Origin of the sequence: Ferrovibrio sp., from assembly GCF_965278975.1 — a bacterium.
In the GTDB taxonomy this organism is placed as follows: Bacteria; Pseudomonadota; Alphaproteobacteria; order Ferrovibrionales; family Ferrovibrionaceae; genus Ferrovibrio.
The window spans coordinates 2,576,885-2,592,102 of the sequence record NZ_OZ257126.1; the positions used below are offsets into that span (position 1 = coordinate 2,576,885).

A 15,218-nucleotide genomic window follows, 5' to 3' on the forward strand; every position below is an offset into this window, starting at 1 on the left:
AACCGGGCGGTAGCTGCCAGGGGTTTCAGAAAGAGCTATCCTGTGGGCAGAATCGCATGAAGGAGAGCGGCATGGCGGTGGGATTCGAAGGGGCATTCAAGGGCAAGCGGGTGGTGGTGGCGGGTGGCAGCCGGGGTATCGGCCGCTCCATCGCGCTGGGCTTCGCGGCGGGTGGCGCAGCAGTGTCGATCTGCGCCCGGGGCGCCGATGGCGTCGCCCAGGCAGTGGCTGAACTGGGGCCGAAAGCCCATGGCGCGCCCTGCGATCTTGCCGATGGCGCTGCCGTGCTGGGTTATGTCGAGGATGCCGCCAAGGCACTCGGCGGCATCGATATCCTGATCAACAATGCCTCCGGTTTCGGCCGCAGCGATGACGAGGATGGCTGGGCTGCCTCGATCAATGTCGATCTGCTGGCCACCGTGCGCGCCTGCCGTGCCGCGTTGCCGCATCTGCAAAGCGCAGGCGGCGGCAGCATCGTGCATATCTCGTCGATTTCCGGCCTTGGTCCCAGCACGCGCACGCCGCCTTATGGCGCGGTGAAGGCGGCGCTGATCCAGTATACCCAGACCCAGGCTGCGGCCCTGGCGGCGAAGAATATCCGCGTCAATTGTGTCGCGCCCGGCTCGATCGAATTCGTCGGTGGTGTCTGGGATCAGGCGCGCCAGCATAACCGCCCGCTCTATGACAGCACGCTCGGCAGTATTCCCTTCGGCCGCATGGGCAAGCCCGAGGAAGTGGCGAATACCGTGCTGTTTCTGGCTTCCGATCTGGCGAGCTGGGTCACCGGCCAGACCATCGTTGTCGATGGCGGGCAGATGCTCTAGGCCCGGATATTCTAGTTAAAGCCGAGCGCGCGTAGATTTTCCAGCATGTGATCCGGCGGCGGTGCTTCCACCTGCACCGCTGCCTTCTCGGCATGATACGGAATGCTCAGTTTGCGCGCATGTAATTGCATCGGCAGTGCGCCATTCACGCCATATTGCGCATCACCGAGCAGCGGGCAGCCGAGCGATGCGGCATGCACGCGAATCTGATGCGTGCGGCCGGTATGCGGGCGGAAGGCGAGCCAGCTTATCGTTCCATTGCTGCCAAGCAGTTCGTAATCGGTGCGCGCCGGCTGGCCGGCGGCATTGGGTTCCATATGCCAGCCCTGCCGCGAGTTGATCTTCAGCAGCCCCAGATCGATACGGCCGCGTGGTTCCGGCGGTTTGCCCTGCACGATTGCCCAATAGGTTTTCACCACGCGATGATCGGCGAATAGCTGGCCCAGCCGCCGCATCGCCTTTTCATGCCGGCCCAGCAGCAGGCAGCCGCTGGTGTCGCGGTCCAGCCGATGCGCCGGCTGCGGCAGGAAGCGGTTGCCGAAACGCAGGGCCTCCAGATGCATTTCCAGGCTTTCCGGGGTTTTCGGCCCGGCATGCACGGCAAGGCCGGCTGGCTTGTTCAGCACCAGCAGGCAGGAATCCTGGTGCAGCACCAGGGCGGTGGGATCGAGGCCGGACATAGCCGCTGTGGTAGCACGATAATGTCAATCCGACGACTCTTGTGGTCGTGCACAAGAAGTTGGCACGGTATTCGCTAGGGAATTCCGGTTGTTGTTATTGGACGGCTGCTGATCGTCCGTGGACAGAAGTGCATGACCGTGACCACCGAGACCCGCAAGATCCTGCTCGACCTCTCGATCGATGACGCGCCGCGCCGATCCAGTGGCCGCCCGACTCTGGCCGACGATCTGCGGCGTCGCCTCGCCGATGCGATCATGGCTGGCGAATTGCCGCCGGGCAGCCGGCTGGACGAGCATGACCTTGCCGACCGCTATGGCATGTCGCGCACGCCGGTGCGCGAGGCGCTGCGCCAGCTTGCCGCTGTCGGTCTTGCCGAATACCGGCCGCATCGCGGCGTCATCGTTGCTTTCCCGGAGCAGCAGCGCATCGGCGAGATGTTCGAGGTGATGTCGGAACTGGAAGCACTCTGTGCCCGGCTCGCCGCTTTGCGGATGGATGCCGCCGAGCGGCGCGATTTCGAGGCGATGCATCGCCGCTCGCTGGAGCATGTGCGCGAAGGCCGCATGGAGGATTACGACGCTGCCAACCTGGCGTTCCATTCAGCGCTCTATCGCGGCGCCCATAACCGTTTCCTGGAAGAGACCACGCTTTCGGTGCGCCGCCGTGTGCAGCCTTTCCGCCGCAGCCAGTTCCGCGTGCTGGGCCGTTTGGGCAATTCCTTCGCCGAGCATGACCGTATCGTCGAAGCCGTGCTGCGCGGCGATGCCCAGGCGGCAGAAGCCAGCATGCGCGAGCATGTCGGCAAGGTCAGCGTGGCGTCGGCGACCCTGATCGAGGGCCGCCGCCAGCAGCAGATGGAAGACAGCGACGCTTAAGAATTACTTATGTCAGGCTGGCGCGGTAGGCGCGCCAGTCGGCGAAGCGGGAGATGTCTTCCGAACCCACCGTTGCCGCTGCCTCGCAGAGGAAGCCCTTCACGGTTGAGCCATCGGCCAGCGTCACCGTACCGATGCCGAGCGGCGCCGGGATACCGGCAACGAAGGCGCCAAAGCCTGCCGTCGGCAGGTCCCAGATTTCCCCGGCCAGCGCCACGCCATCTGCCGCTACACGCAGCACGCCGGGGCGCGGCGGGCCGCCGGCATCGATGCGGTAGAGCTTGTAGATCGGCGCGGTCCTGATTTCGGCGACATAGCGGCCACCGAGGCCGAGGATTTCATGGTTCAGCGGCTGGCCCTGCATATGGGCGCCAAACACCGCAAGGCGGATGCTGGGCGAGGGCGGCGCTGCGGCAGGCGCGGCTTCGGGCAAGGCATGCCCGGTGGCGCCGAGCGGCAGTTTGGCGGTGCCGTGGAAGGCGGCGCCGAAGCTGGCGAGCCTGGCCTCGAAGAAAGCCGGTGCGATCAGGGTCACGCCGCTTGGCAGGCCATCGGCCCGCATCGCGTTCGGCACCGCCAGGGCACTCAAGTCGAAGTAATTCACGAAGTTGGTGTAATAGCCGAGGTTGGCATTGAGTTTCAGCGGCTCGGCGAGGATTTCCGCCACGCGGTAGATCGTGCCGCTGGTCGGTACCAGCATGAAATCCACCTCGTTCCAGAGCGGATCGGTCTGCTGCTTCAATGCCCGCAGCCTTTGCTGCATGCGGTAGAGATCGACCGCGCTGGCGGTCTTGCCGCTGTCCAGGATCGCGCGCGTCACCGGATGGAAGTCATCAGGATGGTCGCGGAAGAAATCATGCAGCGCCGTCACGCGCTCGGCGGCGCCGGGCGGTGAATAGAGCATCGCCTGGGCTTCGGCGAAGGGTGCGTATGCCACCACCTGTTTCTCGCCGCCCATGGCTTCGAAGCGGGCGATGGCGGCAAGGAACAGCTTCTCGGCTTCCGCATCGCCGAAGAATTGCGGCTGGTCCGGCACGGCGAAACGGAATTTGGCCGGGCAGGGCGGCACCGTGGCGCGGAAGCCGGCCGGGGCGCTGCGCGAATAGGCATCTTTGCCATCCAGGCCACGCGCGGCTTCTAGCACGGTCATGGCATCGGCCACGGTGAGGGCGAAAACCGAAATGCAATCCAGCGAACGGCAGGCCGGCAGCATGCCGCTGGAACTGATCAGGCCAATCGAGGGCTTGAGGCCGACGATATTGTTGAAGCCGGCCGGCACACGGCCGGAGCCGGCGGTATCGGTGCCAAGCGAGAAGCTGACCAGGCCGGCGCTCACCGCCACGGCCGAGCCCGAAGAGGAGCCGCCCGGCACATAATCTTTATTGAAGGGGTTCACCGCCACGCCATAGGGCGAGCGCACGCCGACCAGGCCGGTGGCGAACTGGTCCAGGTTGGTCTTGCCAATGACGATGGCGCCGGCGGCTTCCAGCTTCTCGACCGCCGTGGCGGATTTCGCCGGCGTATAGGCGAAGGTAGGGCAGGCCGCCGTGGTCGGCAGGCCGGCGACATCGATATTGTCCTTCACCGCGAAGGGGATGCCGTAAAGCGGCTTGCCCGCCGGGCCGGCGGCCTCCAGCTCTGCGGCGCGCTTGAGCAGGGCATCCCGCGGGGTGAGGCTGAGCCAGACCGCGTCCTCGCCCCGGGCAGCTATCGCTTCGGCAATGGCGGCGACCAGCATCGAGGGGCTGGTTTCGCCTGCTGCATAGGCTGCCTGCAGGGTGGCAATGCTAAGGCTGGGCAGAGTCATGGAATAGCTCCGGCAAGAAGTGTCGGGTCTTTGTATGCAACTGTCATACCGGCCTGTAACTGCGCGATTGCCTTGAAATTATGCGCTTTTTCTTGAGGTGACTGCCATCGGCTTAGCCATGTTGCCTGCGATGTTTGGATGAAAAATAGGCAATGCAGTTTCTGCGCAGTTGATTGGTTTCTTCGCTGTCTGGTGGTGGCACGTGCTGATTCTCCCAGCCATTTCAGCAACGTGCATACAATTCGCATAAAGGCGCCATCACCATGGCACGCCCGTTGCACTGCAATAGCCATCGGACCCGAACTGGAGACTGCCATGCGCCGCCGTGCCTTTCTCGTAGCCACTACAATGCTTACCGCCGCCGGATTGCTGATGACTGCCGCCACGCCGGCACAGGCCCAGGGCCGCAAGGACACCTTGCTGGTGCTGGTCGAGAATGGCCCGAACAGCATGGACATCCACGGTGTCGGCACCAGCTTCCGCTCCTATGTGGCGGCCTGGAACATGTACGACCGCCTGGTCAGCTTCGGCATCAAGACGCTGCCGGATGGCACACAGATGTACGACTACAGCAAGATAGTGCCGGAACTGGCGGAGAGCTACACGGCCTCGCCGGATGGCAAGAGCTTCACCTTCAAGATTCGCCGCAACGCCAAGTTCCACGATGGCGAGCCGGTGACCGCGCATGACGTGAAATGGTCCTACGACCGCGCCGTCAGCGTCGGCGGCTTCCCCACCTTCCAGATGGCGGCCGGCTCGCTGACCAAGCCGGAGCAGTTCGTGGTGGTGGATGATTACACCTTCCGCGTCGATCTGCCGAAGCGCGACAAGCTGGCGCTGCCCGACATGGCCGTGGTGGTGCCCGCCATCTACAATTCCAAGCTGGCCAAGAAGAATGCCACGGAGAAGGATCCGTGGGCGATGGACTGGATGAAGACCAATGGCGCCGGCGGCGGTGCCTACAAGCTGGAAAAGTGGGTGCCTGGCCAGGAAACCGTGCTGGTGCGTAACGATGACTGGAAGAACGGCCCGCTGCCGAAAATCCAGCGCGTGATCCTGCGTGAAGTGCCGCAGGCCGGCAACCGCCGCGCCCTGATGGAACGCGGCGATGCCGATATCTCGGTGGATATGCCGCAGAAGGATTCAGCCGAGCTGCTCGCGCTCGGCGATGCCGGCAAGTACAAGGTTGTCGGCGTGCCGGTGGAGAATTCGCTGAAGTATGTCGGCATGGTCTCCACCATGAAGCCCTTCGATAATCCGAAGGTGCGCCAGGCCATCGCCTACGCCACGCCGTTCGAGCAGATCTACAAGACCGCCATCTACGGTCGCGGCATCCCGATGTCGGGCGGTCCGGCCGATGCGCCGAAGGATGCGGTCTGGCCGCAGCCCTTCCCCTACAAGACCGATCTGGTGAAGGCCAAGCAATTGCTCACCGAGGCCGGCTATCCCGATGGGTTTGAGACCACCATCTCCATTGATCTTGGTGATGCCACGGCATCGGAGCCGGAAGCCGTGCTGCTGCAGCAGTCTCTGGCGCAGATCGGCATCAAGACCACCATCGAGAAGATTCCGGGTGCCAATTTCCGCAATGCCATGCTGCAGAAGAACCGCCCGCTGCATATCGCCAGCTTCGGCGGCTGGCTGAACTTCCCGGACTACTTCTTCTTCTGGGGCTATCACGGCCAGAACGCGGTGTTCAACACCATGTCCTACCAGAACAAGGAGATGGACGCGCTGATCGATGCCTCGCGCTATGAGGAAGACCCGGCCAAGTACGCAGCCCAGGTGAAGGGCTTCGTCAAGATGGCCATCGATGAAGTGCCGCGCGTGCCGATGTATCAGCAGATCCTGGATGTGGGCATGCAGAAGAACATCAAGGGCTACACCTACTGGTTCCATCGTCAGCTCGATTTCCGCCAGCTCGAAAAGCTCTAAGGACGGCTTGAGTCATGCTGCGGCTGATCGGCAAGAGGTTGGTGAGTGCCATTCCCAGCATCATCGGGGTGCTGATCGTCACCTTCTTGCTGACCCGCGCCTTGCCTGGCGACCCGGCGGTGTATTTCGCCGGACCTGCCGCCAGCCAGGAAGCCATCGAGCAGATTCGCAAGGTGCTCGGGCTGGATAAAAGCCTGCCCGAGCAGTTCCTGGTCTATGTGAAGGACCTGGCGCGCGGCGATCTCGGCAATTCCATTGCCACCGGCCGTCCGGTGCTGGAGGAAATTGCCACCCGTCTGCCGGCCTCGCTTGAACTCACTCTGCTTGGCCTGATTGTCTCTGTTGGCATCGCGGTGCCTTTGGGCATCGCGGCGGCAACACGGCCAGGCTCCTGGATCGACCATGGCTGCCGCATCGTGACCACCGCCGGCGTCAGCCTGCCGGCCTTCTTCAGCGGCCTGCTGCTGATCTATGTGCTCTATTATAAGCTGGGCTGGGCGCCGGCGCCTTTGGGCCGGCTCGATGTCTATTCCTCCTCACCACCGCATGTCACCGGGCTGTTTCTCATCGACAGCCTGCTGGTGCGTGATATGGAAACCTTCATCTCGGCACTGAAGCAACTGGCATTGCCGGCCTTCACCCTGGCTTTCTTCACCCTGGCGCCATTGGCCCGCATGACGCGTGCCTCGATGCTGGAAGTGCTGGGCAGCGATTTCATCCGCACCGCGCGGGCCAGCGGTCTGGCCAAGTCCAAGGTGATTTACGGCTATGCCTTCCGCAATGCCATGCTGCCAGTGGTGACCACGCTGGGCATGGTGTTCTCCTTCCTGCTCGGCGCCAATGTGCTGGTGGAGAAGGTGTTCTCCTGGCCGGGTATCGGCACTTTCGCCATCGAGGCATTGATCGCTTCCGACTATGCGCCGATCCAGGGCTTTGTGCTCACCATGGCGATGCTCTATGTCGGGCTCAATCTGCTGATCGACGTGCTCTATATCGTGATCGATCCGCGCGTGGGCTTTGAATCATGAATGCCACGCTGAAGCATATCCGCTATGTGATCACCGAGAATCCGGTCACGCTGTTTGCTTTCAGCCTGTTTTTCTTGTTGCTGTTTGCGGCGATTTTCGGCCCGCTGCTGGCGCCGTATGATCCGCTGGCGACAGACGCCAGCCGGGCGCTGAAGCCGCCTTCGGCGCAATTCTGGTTCGGCACCGATGCCTTGGGGCGCGATATTTTCAGCCGCGTGCTGGTGGCGACCCGGCTCGACCTGACCATCGCTTTCGCCGCCGTGATACTCACTTTCGGTATCGGTGCCATCGCCGGCATCGCGGCCGGCTATTTCGGCGGTTGGCCGGATCGCATTGTCGGCCGCATCGGCGACACGATCATGGCTTTCCCGCTCTTCGTGCTGGCCATGGGCATTGTCGCGGCGCTGGGCAACACGGTGGGCAATATCGTGATCGCCACCGCGATCATCAACATGCCGCTCTATGCCCGTGTCGCCCGCGCCGAGGCCAATGTGCGGCGCAATGCCGGCTTCATCGAGGCGGCGCGGCTTTCGGGCAATTCCGAAGGGCGGATCCTGTTCATGCATATCCTGCCCAACATCCTGCCGATCCTGATGGTGCAATGCTCGCTCACCATGGGCTATGCCATCCTCAATGCGGCGGGCCTTAGCTTCATCGGCCTTGGTATCGCACCGCCGACGCCGGAATGGGGCATCCTGGTGGCCGAAGGTGCGCAGTTCATCATCTCCGGCGAATGGTGGGTGGCCCTGTTCCCCGGCCTTGCCCTGATGCTGGCGGTGTTCTGTTTCAATCTGCTGGGCTATGGCCTGCGCGATATCGTCGATCCCCGCCGGAGGACTTAAGCGATGACCGCCGTTCCTCTGCTCTCTGTTACCGACCTCAGTGTCGATTTTCGCACCCGCTCCGGCATCGTGAAGGCGCTGGACCGCGTCGATTTCGATATCCACAAGGGCGAGATGGTGGCGATTGTCGGCGAGTCCGGTTCGGGCAAGTCGGTCACCGCCTATACCGTGATGGGCATCCTCGATCCTGCCGGCAAGGTCACCACCGGCAGCGCCGTGTTTGGCGGCCTCGATCTGCTGCAGGCCAGCGAAGGCGCGCTGCGCGAACTGCGTGGCCGCGAAATGTCGATGATCTTCCAGAATCCGCGCGTGGCGCTGAACCCGATCCGCCGGGTGGGGCAGCAGATCGCCGATGTGCTGATCGAACATGGCGGCATCACCCGCGCCGAAGCGCCGAAGCGCGCCATCGAGATGCTGCAGAAGGTGCGCATCCCGGACCCGGAGCGCCGCGCCAAGGCTTATCCCTTTGAGCTTTCCGGCGGCATGTGCCAGCGCATCATGATCGCCATCGCCTTGGCCTGTCAGCCGAAGCTGTTGATTGCCGACGAGCCGACCACCGGCCTGGATGTGACGACGCAAGCCGTGATCATGGATCTGGTGCAGGAACTCGGCCAGGCCCAGGGCATGGCGACGGTGCTGATCACCCATGATCTCGGCATGGCGGCGGAATATTGCGACCGTATCGTGGTGATGCATGCCGGCCATGTGGTGGAAAGCGCGCCGACGGTGGAATTGTTCCGCAATCCGCGCCATCCCTACACCGCGAAGCTGATCGCCGCCACGCCGCGGCCCACGGCCTCGCTTGCCAGCTTGGCCTCGATTCCCGGTTCGCTGCCTGATCTGCGCGCCGAAAATATTCCGCCCTGCCGCTACAGCCTGCGCTGTGAACGCAAGCTGGCCAATTGCGAGCGTTCGCTGCCCAGGCAGCAACGCGCCGATGGCGGCCTCGTCGCCTGCTGGAATCCGCTATGACCGACGCACCCGCCCCGCTGCTCGATATCGCCTCGCTCTACAAGCTGTTCACGGTCGGGCAGAAACCCGGCCTGTTCGCCCGGGCGCGCGGCGCCGACAAGCCGGTGGCGAAACTGCATGCGGTGGATAATGTCAGCTTCCAGGTCGCGCGCGGCGAAACCATGGGGCTGGTGGGCGAGTCCGGTTGCGGCAAGTCCACCCTGGTGCGGCTGATCACCCGCCTGCTTGATCCCAGCGATGGCAGCATCCGGCTGAATGGCGAGGAAATCGGCCATATGCCGGCCAAGGGCTTCGGCTCCAGCCCATATCGCCCGCGCGTGCAGATGGTGTTCCAGGATGCCACCGACAGCCTCAATCCGCGCTACACCGCCTTCGATGCCATTGCCGATCCGATTTATCGCCTGAAGCCACAGCGCCTCATGCCGTTGTCGAAAGACAAGCTGAAGGCGCGCGTCGAGGAACTGGCCGAGCTCTGCGGTCTGCCGCAGGCTTTGCTCAGCCGTTTTCCGCACCAGCTTTCCGGCGGCCAGAAGGCGCGCGTCGGTATCGCGCGGGCCATCGCGGTTGACCCGGAATTGCTGATTCTGGACGAACCGACGGCGGCACTCGATGTGTCGGTGCAGGTGGTGATCCTGCAATTGCTGGAAACCCTGAAGCAGAAGCTCGGCATGAGCTACCTGTTCGTCAGCCATGACCTCAACGTGGTGCGGCTGCTCTGCGATCGCGTCATGGTGATGTATCTCGGCAAGATCGTGGAGATCGGGCCGGCTGAGTCGGTGTTCCGCAATCCGCGCCATCCCTATACCAAGGCCCTGCTCTCGGCGATTCCGCATTTCGAGCCGGGCGTGGAAACGCAGCGGGTGCGGCTGGGCGGCGAGCCGCGCAGCCCGATTGATCCGTCGCCGAATGTCTGTCGCTTTTATGGCCGCTGCCCGAAAGGCGATAGCGCCTGCGAAACCACCATGCCAGAATTGCGTGCCATGGCAGCAGGCCATCAGGCCGCCTGCCACAAGGCCACGCCGGATCCCGATTTCATGCGTGAGGTAGCGTAAAGACAATGGCTGAATTCAACGCGGAAGCCTATCTCGACCAGGCCCTGGCCCTCACCGGCCTTGAGCTTGACCCGGCCTATCGCCCGGGCGTGATCGACAATCTCAAGCGTTCGGCGGCCATTGCCAAGGTTTTCCTCGATTTCCCGCTGCCCGATGATGTCGAGCCGGCGGCGACCTACACGCCATGATCGACTATACCAGCACCAGCACCGAGATCGCTGCTGCCGTCACCGCCGGCAAGGTCAGTGCGGCGGAAGCGGTGGAAGTATCGCTCGCCCGCATTGCCGCCACCAATCCGGCGCTGAACGGCTTCATCGACATCACGGCCGACCGCGCCCGTGCCAAGGCCAAGGCGGTGGATGCGGCGAAGGCGCGCGGCGAAAGCCCGGGCCCGCTGGCCGGTGTGCCATTCGGCGTCAAGAACCTGTTCGATATTGCCGGCCTGCCGACGCTGGCTGGTTCGAAGATCAATCGCGGCCATGCGCCGGCCAGGCAGGATGGCGCCCTGGTGCGCCGCCTGGAAGCTGCCGGCGCGGTGCTGGTCGGTGGCCTCAACATGGGCGAATACGCCTATGACTTCACCGGCGAGAACAGCCATTACGGGCCGTCGCGCAATCCGCATGATCCGGGCCGCATGTCGGGCGGCTCGTCGGGCGGTTCAGGTACGGCGGTGGCTGCCGGCATGGTGCCGCTCAGCCTCGGCTCGGATACCAATGGTTCGATCCGGGTGCCGTCCTCGCTCTGCGGCCTGTTCGGATTGAAGCCGACTTTCGGCCGCCTGTCGCGCCATGGCAGTTTCATGTTCGTATCCAGCCTGGATCATCTCGGGCCGCTGGCACGCAGCACCGCCGATCTGGCGCTGAGCTACGATGCCATGCAAGGCCCCGATGCCGATGATCCGGCCTGCGCCCAGCGCGGCATCGAGTTGGCGCTGCCGGAACTGGAAAAGGGCATCGATGGCCTGCGCATCGCGGTGGCGGATGAGTATTTCGCCAGCGGCGGCGAGGATTATACCCATGCGGCGGTGGAGGCTTTCGCCAAGGCGCTCGGCGTCACCCGCCGGGTAACCGTGCCGGAAGCCAAGCGCGGCCGTTCGGCGGCCTATGTCATCACCGCCCATGAAGGTGCCAACCTGCATCGCCAGCGCCTGCGCGAGCAGCCGCAGGATTTCGACCCCGATACCCGCGACCGCTTTTTCGCCGGCCTGTTGCTGCCTGGTGACTGGTATGTGCAGGCGCAGCGTTTTCGCCGCTGGTATCGCGCCAGGCTGCTGGAAATGTTCAAGGATGTGGATGTGCTGCTGGCACCGGCAACGCCCTGCTCGGCGCCGCTGCTGGGCCAGAAGATGATGTCACTGGGTGGTGTCGAGATGCCGGTGCGCGCCAACCTTGGGATTTTCACCCAGCCGATCTCGTTTGCCGGCCTGCCGGTGGTGGCGACGCCCTATGCCGATGCCAGGCCGCTGCCGATCGGTGTGCAGGTGATTGCCGCCCCCTGGCGCGAGGACCTGGCTTTGCGCGTGGCGCGGCAACTGGAAAAGATCGGTATCGCTTCGTCGAAGGTGGCAAAATGAGTCTCGAAATCAATATCCCCGAGGTGCTGGCGGAAGTGCAGGCGCAGTTCGCCCGCTACGAGGCGGCGCTGACCAGCAACGATGTGGCGGTGCTGGATGAACTGTTCTGGAACAGCCCGCATACGCTGCGCTATGGCGTCACCGAGAATCTCAATGGCTACGAAGCCATCGCCGCCTTCCGTTCGTCGCGTCCGTCGGTTGGCCTGGAGCGCAGCATCTATAATACGGTGATCACCACCTATGGCCGCGACTTCGCCACGGCGAATACCGAATTCCAGCGGGTGAACAGCACCAAGAGCGGCCGCCAGAGCCACACCTGGATGCGCACGCCGGACGGCTGGCGCATCGTCGCGGCGCATGTGAGCCTGCTCGACGCGCCGAAAATCTGACACTGCTGCCCGCTTGGGCAGGCGGTTGCCGCGATAGCAGGCAGAGACCAAGGCGCCCGGTGCAGACCGGGCGCCTTTTCAGTTTTTTTACGGCGAAAAGACCTTTGTTTACGTCTGGCATGGCGATTGCAAACACAACTGGGTCGGATTGCATGCTGTATGCAGCGTGCCAGACCGATCCCGCCCAGGCTCATGCAGCCAAAAACCAGAGGAAGAGGCCGTTCCCATGACCCGTAAATCCTCAATCAACCGCCGTTCGCTCGTCAAAGCCGGTCTGGCTGGCGCCGCCGTCGGCGGTTTCGCCATGCCGAATGTCGTTGCCGCGCAATCGCGGACCTTCCAGTGGAAGATGACCAACGCCTATGGCCCAGGTTCGCCCTTCTATGTCGCCGGCCCGGGCAGCCCGACCGATTTCTGCGAGATGGTGAAGAAGATGTCGGGCGGCCGCCTGACCATCCAGCATTTCGCCGCAGGTGAGCTGATCCCGGCGCTGGAAGGCTTCGATGCGGTGTCGAAAGGCATCGTGGAGATGAATGCCGCCAACAGCTACTTCTGGGCCGGCAAGATTCCCGCCGCGCAGTATTTCACCGTGGTGCCGTTCGGCCTGAATTTCCAGGGCCAGACCGCCTGGATCTACCATGGCGGCGGGCAGAAGCTGTGGGAAGAACTCTACGCGCCGTTTGATCTGGTGCCGATGGCGATGGGCAATACCGGGGTGCAGATGACCGGCTGGTATCGCAAGCCGGTGAATACGGTGGAAGATTACAAGGGCCTGAAGATGCGTATCCCGGGCCTGGCCGGCAAGGTTTATGCCGCCATCGGCGTGGATGTGAAGCTGCTGCCCGGCGGCGAAATCTTCCCCGCCCTGGAGCGCGGCGTGATCGACGCCGCGGAATTCGTCGGCCCGTATCAGGATCGCCGCCTCGGCCTGCAGAAGGCGGCGAAGTTCTACTACACCACCGGCTGGCACGAGCCGTCCAACGTCACCGAGTTGATCGTCAACAAGAAGGCGTTTGAGTCGTTGCCCGCCGACTTGCAGGAAATCGTTCGTGCCGCCGCCGCCGCCTGCAACACCATCAGCCATACCTGGTGCGAAGCGACCAACTCTGAAGCACTAGACGACCTGATCAAGAATCACGGCGTGACAGCGCAGCCGCTGCCGGTATCGATCGTTGCCAAGTTGAAGGAAGTGACCGAGGCAGTGCTGAATGAAGGCGCCGCCAAGGATGCATCAATCAAGAAGGTGCATGACTCGTTTATGGCCTTCAAGGCCAACCACGACAAATGGGCCGGTGTCTCGGAGTTTGTCTATCAGAGTCAGATCCGCGGCCAGTTGAGCAAGGCGTAAGCATTTCTCATGTCCGTGTCACGTCTGGAGTCCGTCGCCCGCAAGCTTGATCTCGTGGTCGAGCATAGCGGGCGGCTCGCATCCTGGACCGGCTTCGCGCTGGTCCTGGTCATGGCCTTCAATGTCCTGCTGCGCTACGGCTTCCGCACTGGTTCGGTGGCGATGCAGGAACTGGAATGGCATCTGATGGCGCCGGTTTCGCTGCTCTGCATGGCCTATGCGATCAAGCATGAAGGCCATGTGCGCGTCGATATCCTCTATGGCCGCTTCTCGCCCAAGGCGCAGCAGGTGATCGAATTCATCTCCTGTCTGGCGGCGGTGGCGCTCTGCGTCATCGTCGTCAAGCTGAGCTACGGCTATGTCGAGCAATCCTTCCGCATCGGCGAGGGCTCGCCCGATCCCGGCGGCCTGCCTTACCGCTTCATCCTGAAATCGATGATCCCGGCCGGCTTCATCCTGCTGCTGCTGCAAAGCATCGCCGCCACACTGCGTTCGCTGATTCCGTTGCTTGGCGGCACGCCGTCCGCTGGCAAGCCCGATAAAGAGTTGGAACATGCCGCTTAACGAAATTCTGGCGATTTCCTGTATCGTTTTATTCTTCCTGCTGCTGGCGGTTGGCGTGCCGGTGGCGCTCACGTTGGCAATCAGCGGCTTCGTCTTCGGCTGGCTCGGCTTCGGCTCGCTGCTGTTCAACCTGCTGCCGGCGCGCATCTTCGGCGTCACCGCCAATTACACGCTGATCGCCATCCCGCTCTTCGTCTTCATGGGCATGATGCTGGAGAAGTCGAAGATCGCGAATGATCTGATGGAGGTGATCGGCCATCTCTCCGGCGGTCTGCGCGGCGGCATGGGCATCGGCATCGTGCTGGTGGGTGTGCTGATGGGGGCCACCACCGGCATTGTCGGCGCCACCATCGTCACACTTGGCCTGCTCACGCTGCCGACTCTGCTGCGGCGCGGCTACAACAAGTCCATTGCCTGCGGCACCATCTGCGCCTCCGGCACACTCGGCCAGATCATCCCGCCCAGCACCATCATCATTCTGCTCGCCGATATTCTCGGCCAGTCGGTCGGCACGCTGTTTGCCGCTGCCGTGCTGCCCGGCCTGCTGCTGTCCGGCATCTTCTGCATTTTCCTGTTGGTCCTCGGCATGGTGAAGCCGGAGATGGTACCGCCGATCCCGGCCGAGGAACGCTTCGCCATGAGTCGGCAGGAATTGCTGCAAAAGACCCTCAAGGTCGGCTTTCCGCCGATTGCCCTGGTGCTGGCGGTGCTGGGTTCCATCATCGGCGGGATCGCGGCACCCACCGAGGCGGCCTCCATGGGCGCGCTGGGTTCCATCCTGGTGGCGGCGATTTCCGGTCGTCTGAACTGGCAGATGCTGAAGGAAACCGTCTATGCCACCGGCCGCATCACCGCCTCAATGATGTTCATCCTGATCTGCGCGCAGGTTTTCGCCCTGGCCTTCCGTGGCTTGCAGGGCGAGCAATTGGTGCATGATTTCTTCAAGATCGTGCCTGGCGGTGTCACCGGTGTGCTGTGGTTCATGATGGCGCTGATTTTTGTGCTCGGTTTCTTCATCGAGTGGATCGAAATCAGCTACATCGTCGTGCCGCTGTTCCTGCCAATCCTCCAGGCGGCGAATGTGGATCTGGTCTGGGTCGCCACCCTGATTGCGCTGAATTTGCAGACCTCGTTCCTCACACCACCCTTTGGCTGGGCGCTGTTCTACCTGCGCGGCGTCGCTCCGCCGCAGGTCACGACCCTTGACATATACAAGGGCGTGGTCCCATTCATCGGGCTGCAATTGATCGCGCTGGTTATCGTCTTCTACAACCCAACCATCGCCACCTGGCTGCCCAAGGCTATCGGCTGGTAGGCGGGGGGCGGGC

At 63.2% G+C, this 15,218-nt stretch carries 15 protein-coding genes; 13 read left to right on the forward strand and 2 right to left on the reverse strand.

Going from position 1 to position 15,218, the window contains the following annotated elements; translation table 11 throughout:
• Positions 1–71: 71 nt before the first annotated feature.
• Entirely contained in the window at positions 72–824 is a 753-nt protein-coding gene (locus tag ACQY7X_RS12385; protein WP_428245547.1) for an SDR family NAD(P)-dependent oxidoreductase, read from the forward strand.
• An 11-nt stretch (positions 825–835) separates the two neighbouring features.
• Here ACQY7X_RS12385 and ACQY7X_RS12390 read toward each other — a convergent pair whose 3' ends face one another.
• Positions 836–1,504, reverse strand: coding sequence for an RluA family pseudouridine synthase (locus tag ACQY7X_RS12390; protein ID WP_428245548.1), 669 nt, complete (start codon positions 1,502–1,504; stop codon positions 836–838).
• Between the two features lie 132 nt (positions 1,505–1,636).
• On the opposite strand from ACQY7X_RS12390, the gene ACQY7X_RS12395 reads away from it, so the two are divergent.
• On the forward strand, positions 1,637–2,380 hold the full coding sequence (locus ACQY7X_RS12395) for a GntR family transcriptional regulator (protein ID WP_428245549.1): 744 nt from the start codon (positions 1,637–1,639) through the stop codon (positions 2,378–2,380).
• A gap of 7 nt (positions 2,381–2,387) precedes the next feature.
• On the opposite strand, the gene atzF is transcribed toward ACQY7X_RS12395, so the two are convergent.
• Positions 2,388–4,187, reverse strand: a complete 1,800-nt coding sequence (gene atzF / locus ACQY7X_RS12400) for an allophanate hydrolase (RefSeq protein ID WP_428245550.1) — start codon at positions 4,185–4,187, stop codon at positions 2,388–2,390.
• A 315-nt stretch (positions 4,188–4,502) separates the two neighbouring features.
• Between atzF and ACQY7X_RS12405 the strand changes: the two genes are divergently transcribed.
• From ACQY7X_RS12405 to ACQY7X_RS12455, 11 genes are all read left to right on the forward strand, one after another.
• Entirely contained in the window at positions 4,503–6,122 is a 1,620-nt protein-coding gene (locus ACQY7X_RS12405) for an ABC transporter substrate-binding protein (RefSeq protein WP_428245551.1), read from the forward strand.
• A 14-nt stretch (positions 6,123–6,136) separates the two neighbouring features.
• Positions 6,137–7,150, forward strand: a complete 1,014-nt coding sequence (locus ACQY7X_RS12410) for an ABC transporter permease (RefSeq protein ID WP_428245552.1) — start codon at positions 6,137–6,139, stop codon at positions 7,148–7,150.
• Positions 7,147–7,992: an ABC transporter permease gene (locus ACQY7X_RS12415; protein WP_428245553.1), complete on the forward strand. Its 846-nt coding sequence runs from the start codon at positions 7,147–7,149 to the stop codon at positions 7,990–7,992. The genes ACQY7X_RS12410 and ACQY7X_RS12415 overlap by 4 nt, the downstream gene beginning before the upstream one ends.
• A 3-nt stretch (positions 7,993–7,995) precedes the next feature.
• A complete protein-coding gene (locus tag ACQY7X_RS12420) occupies positions 7,996–8,964 on the forward strand; it encodes an ABC transporter ATP-binding protein (protein ID WP_428245554.1) in 969 nt (322 codons plus the stop codon).
• Positions 8,961–10,016, forward strand: a complete 1,056-nt coding sequence (locus ACQY7X_RS12425) for an ABC transporter ATP-binding protein (protein WP_428245555.1) — start codon at positions 8,961–8,963, stop codon at positions 10,014–10,016. Before ACQY7X_RS12420 ends, ACQY7X_RS12425 begins: the two co-directional genes overlap by 4 nt.
• A gap of 5 nt (positions 10,017–10,021) precedes the next feature.
• Positions 10,022–10,204: a DUF4089 domain-containing protein gene (locus ACQY7X_RS12430; protein ID WP_428245556.1), complete on the forward strand. Its 183-nt coding sequence runs from the start codon at positions 10,022–10,024 to the stop codon at positions 10,202–10,204.
• Positions 10,201–11,589, forward strand: a complete 1,389-nt coding sequence (locus tag ACQY7X_RS12435; protein WP_428245557.1) for an AtzE family amidohydrolase — start codon at positions 10,201–10,203, stop codon at positions 11,587–11,589. Before ACQY7X_RS12430 ends, ACQY7X_RS12435 begins: the two co-directional genes overlap by 4 nt.
• Complete coding sequence (gene hpxZ, locus ACQY7X_RS12440) at positions 11,586–11,978, forward strand: oxalurate catabolism protein HpxZ (protein WP_428245558.1); 393 nt, start codon at positions 11,586–11,588, stop codon at positions 11,976–11,978. Before ACQY7X_RS12435 ends, hpxZ begins: the two co-directional genes overlap by 4 nt.
• A gap of 226 nt (positions 11,979–12,204) precedes the next feature.
• Positions 12,205–13,326 carry a TRAP transporter substrate-binding protein gene (locus ACQY7X_RS12445; protein WP_428245559.1) on the forward strand — a complete coding sequence of 374 codons (1,122 nt, stop codon included), beginning with the start codon at positions 12,205–12,207 and terminating at the stop codon, positions 13,324–13,326.
• Positions 13,327–13,335: 9 nt separating this feature from the next.
• The gene (locus ACQY7X_RS12450) at positions 13,336–13,890 is read left to right on the forward strand and encodes a TRAP transporter small permease subunit (protein ID WP_428245560.1); all 555 of its coding nucleotides are present in this window, start codon (positions 13,336–13,338) and stop codon (positions 13,888–13,890) included.
• Positions 13,880–15,205: a TRAP transporter large permease gene (locus ACQY7X_RS12455; protein ID WP_428245561.1), complete on the forward strand. Its 1,326-nt coding sequence runs from the start codon at positions 13,880–13,882 to the stop codon at positions 15,203–15,205. Before ACQY7X_RS12450 ends, ACQY7X_RS12455 begins: the two co-directional genes overlap by 11 nt.
• Positions 15,206–15,218 lie beyond the last annotated feature (13 nt).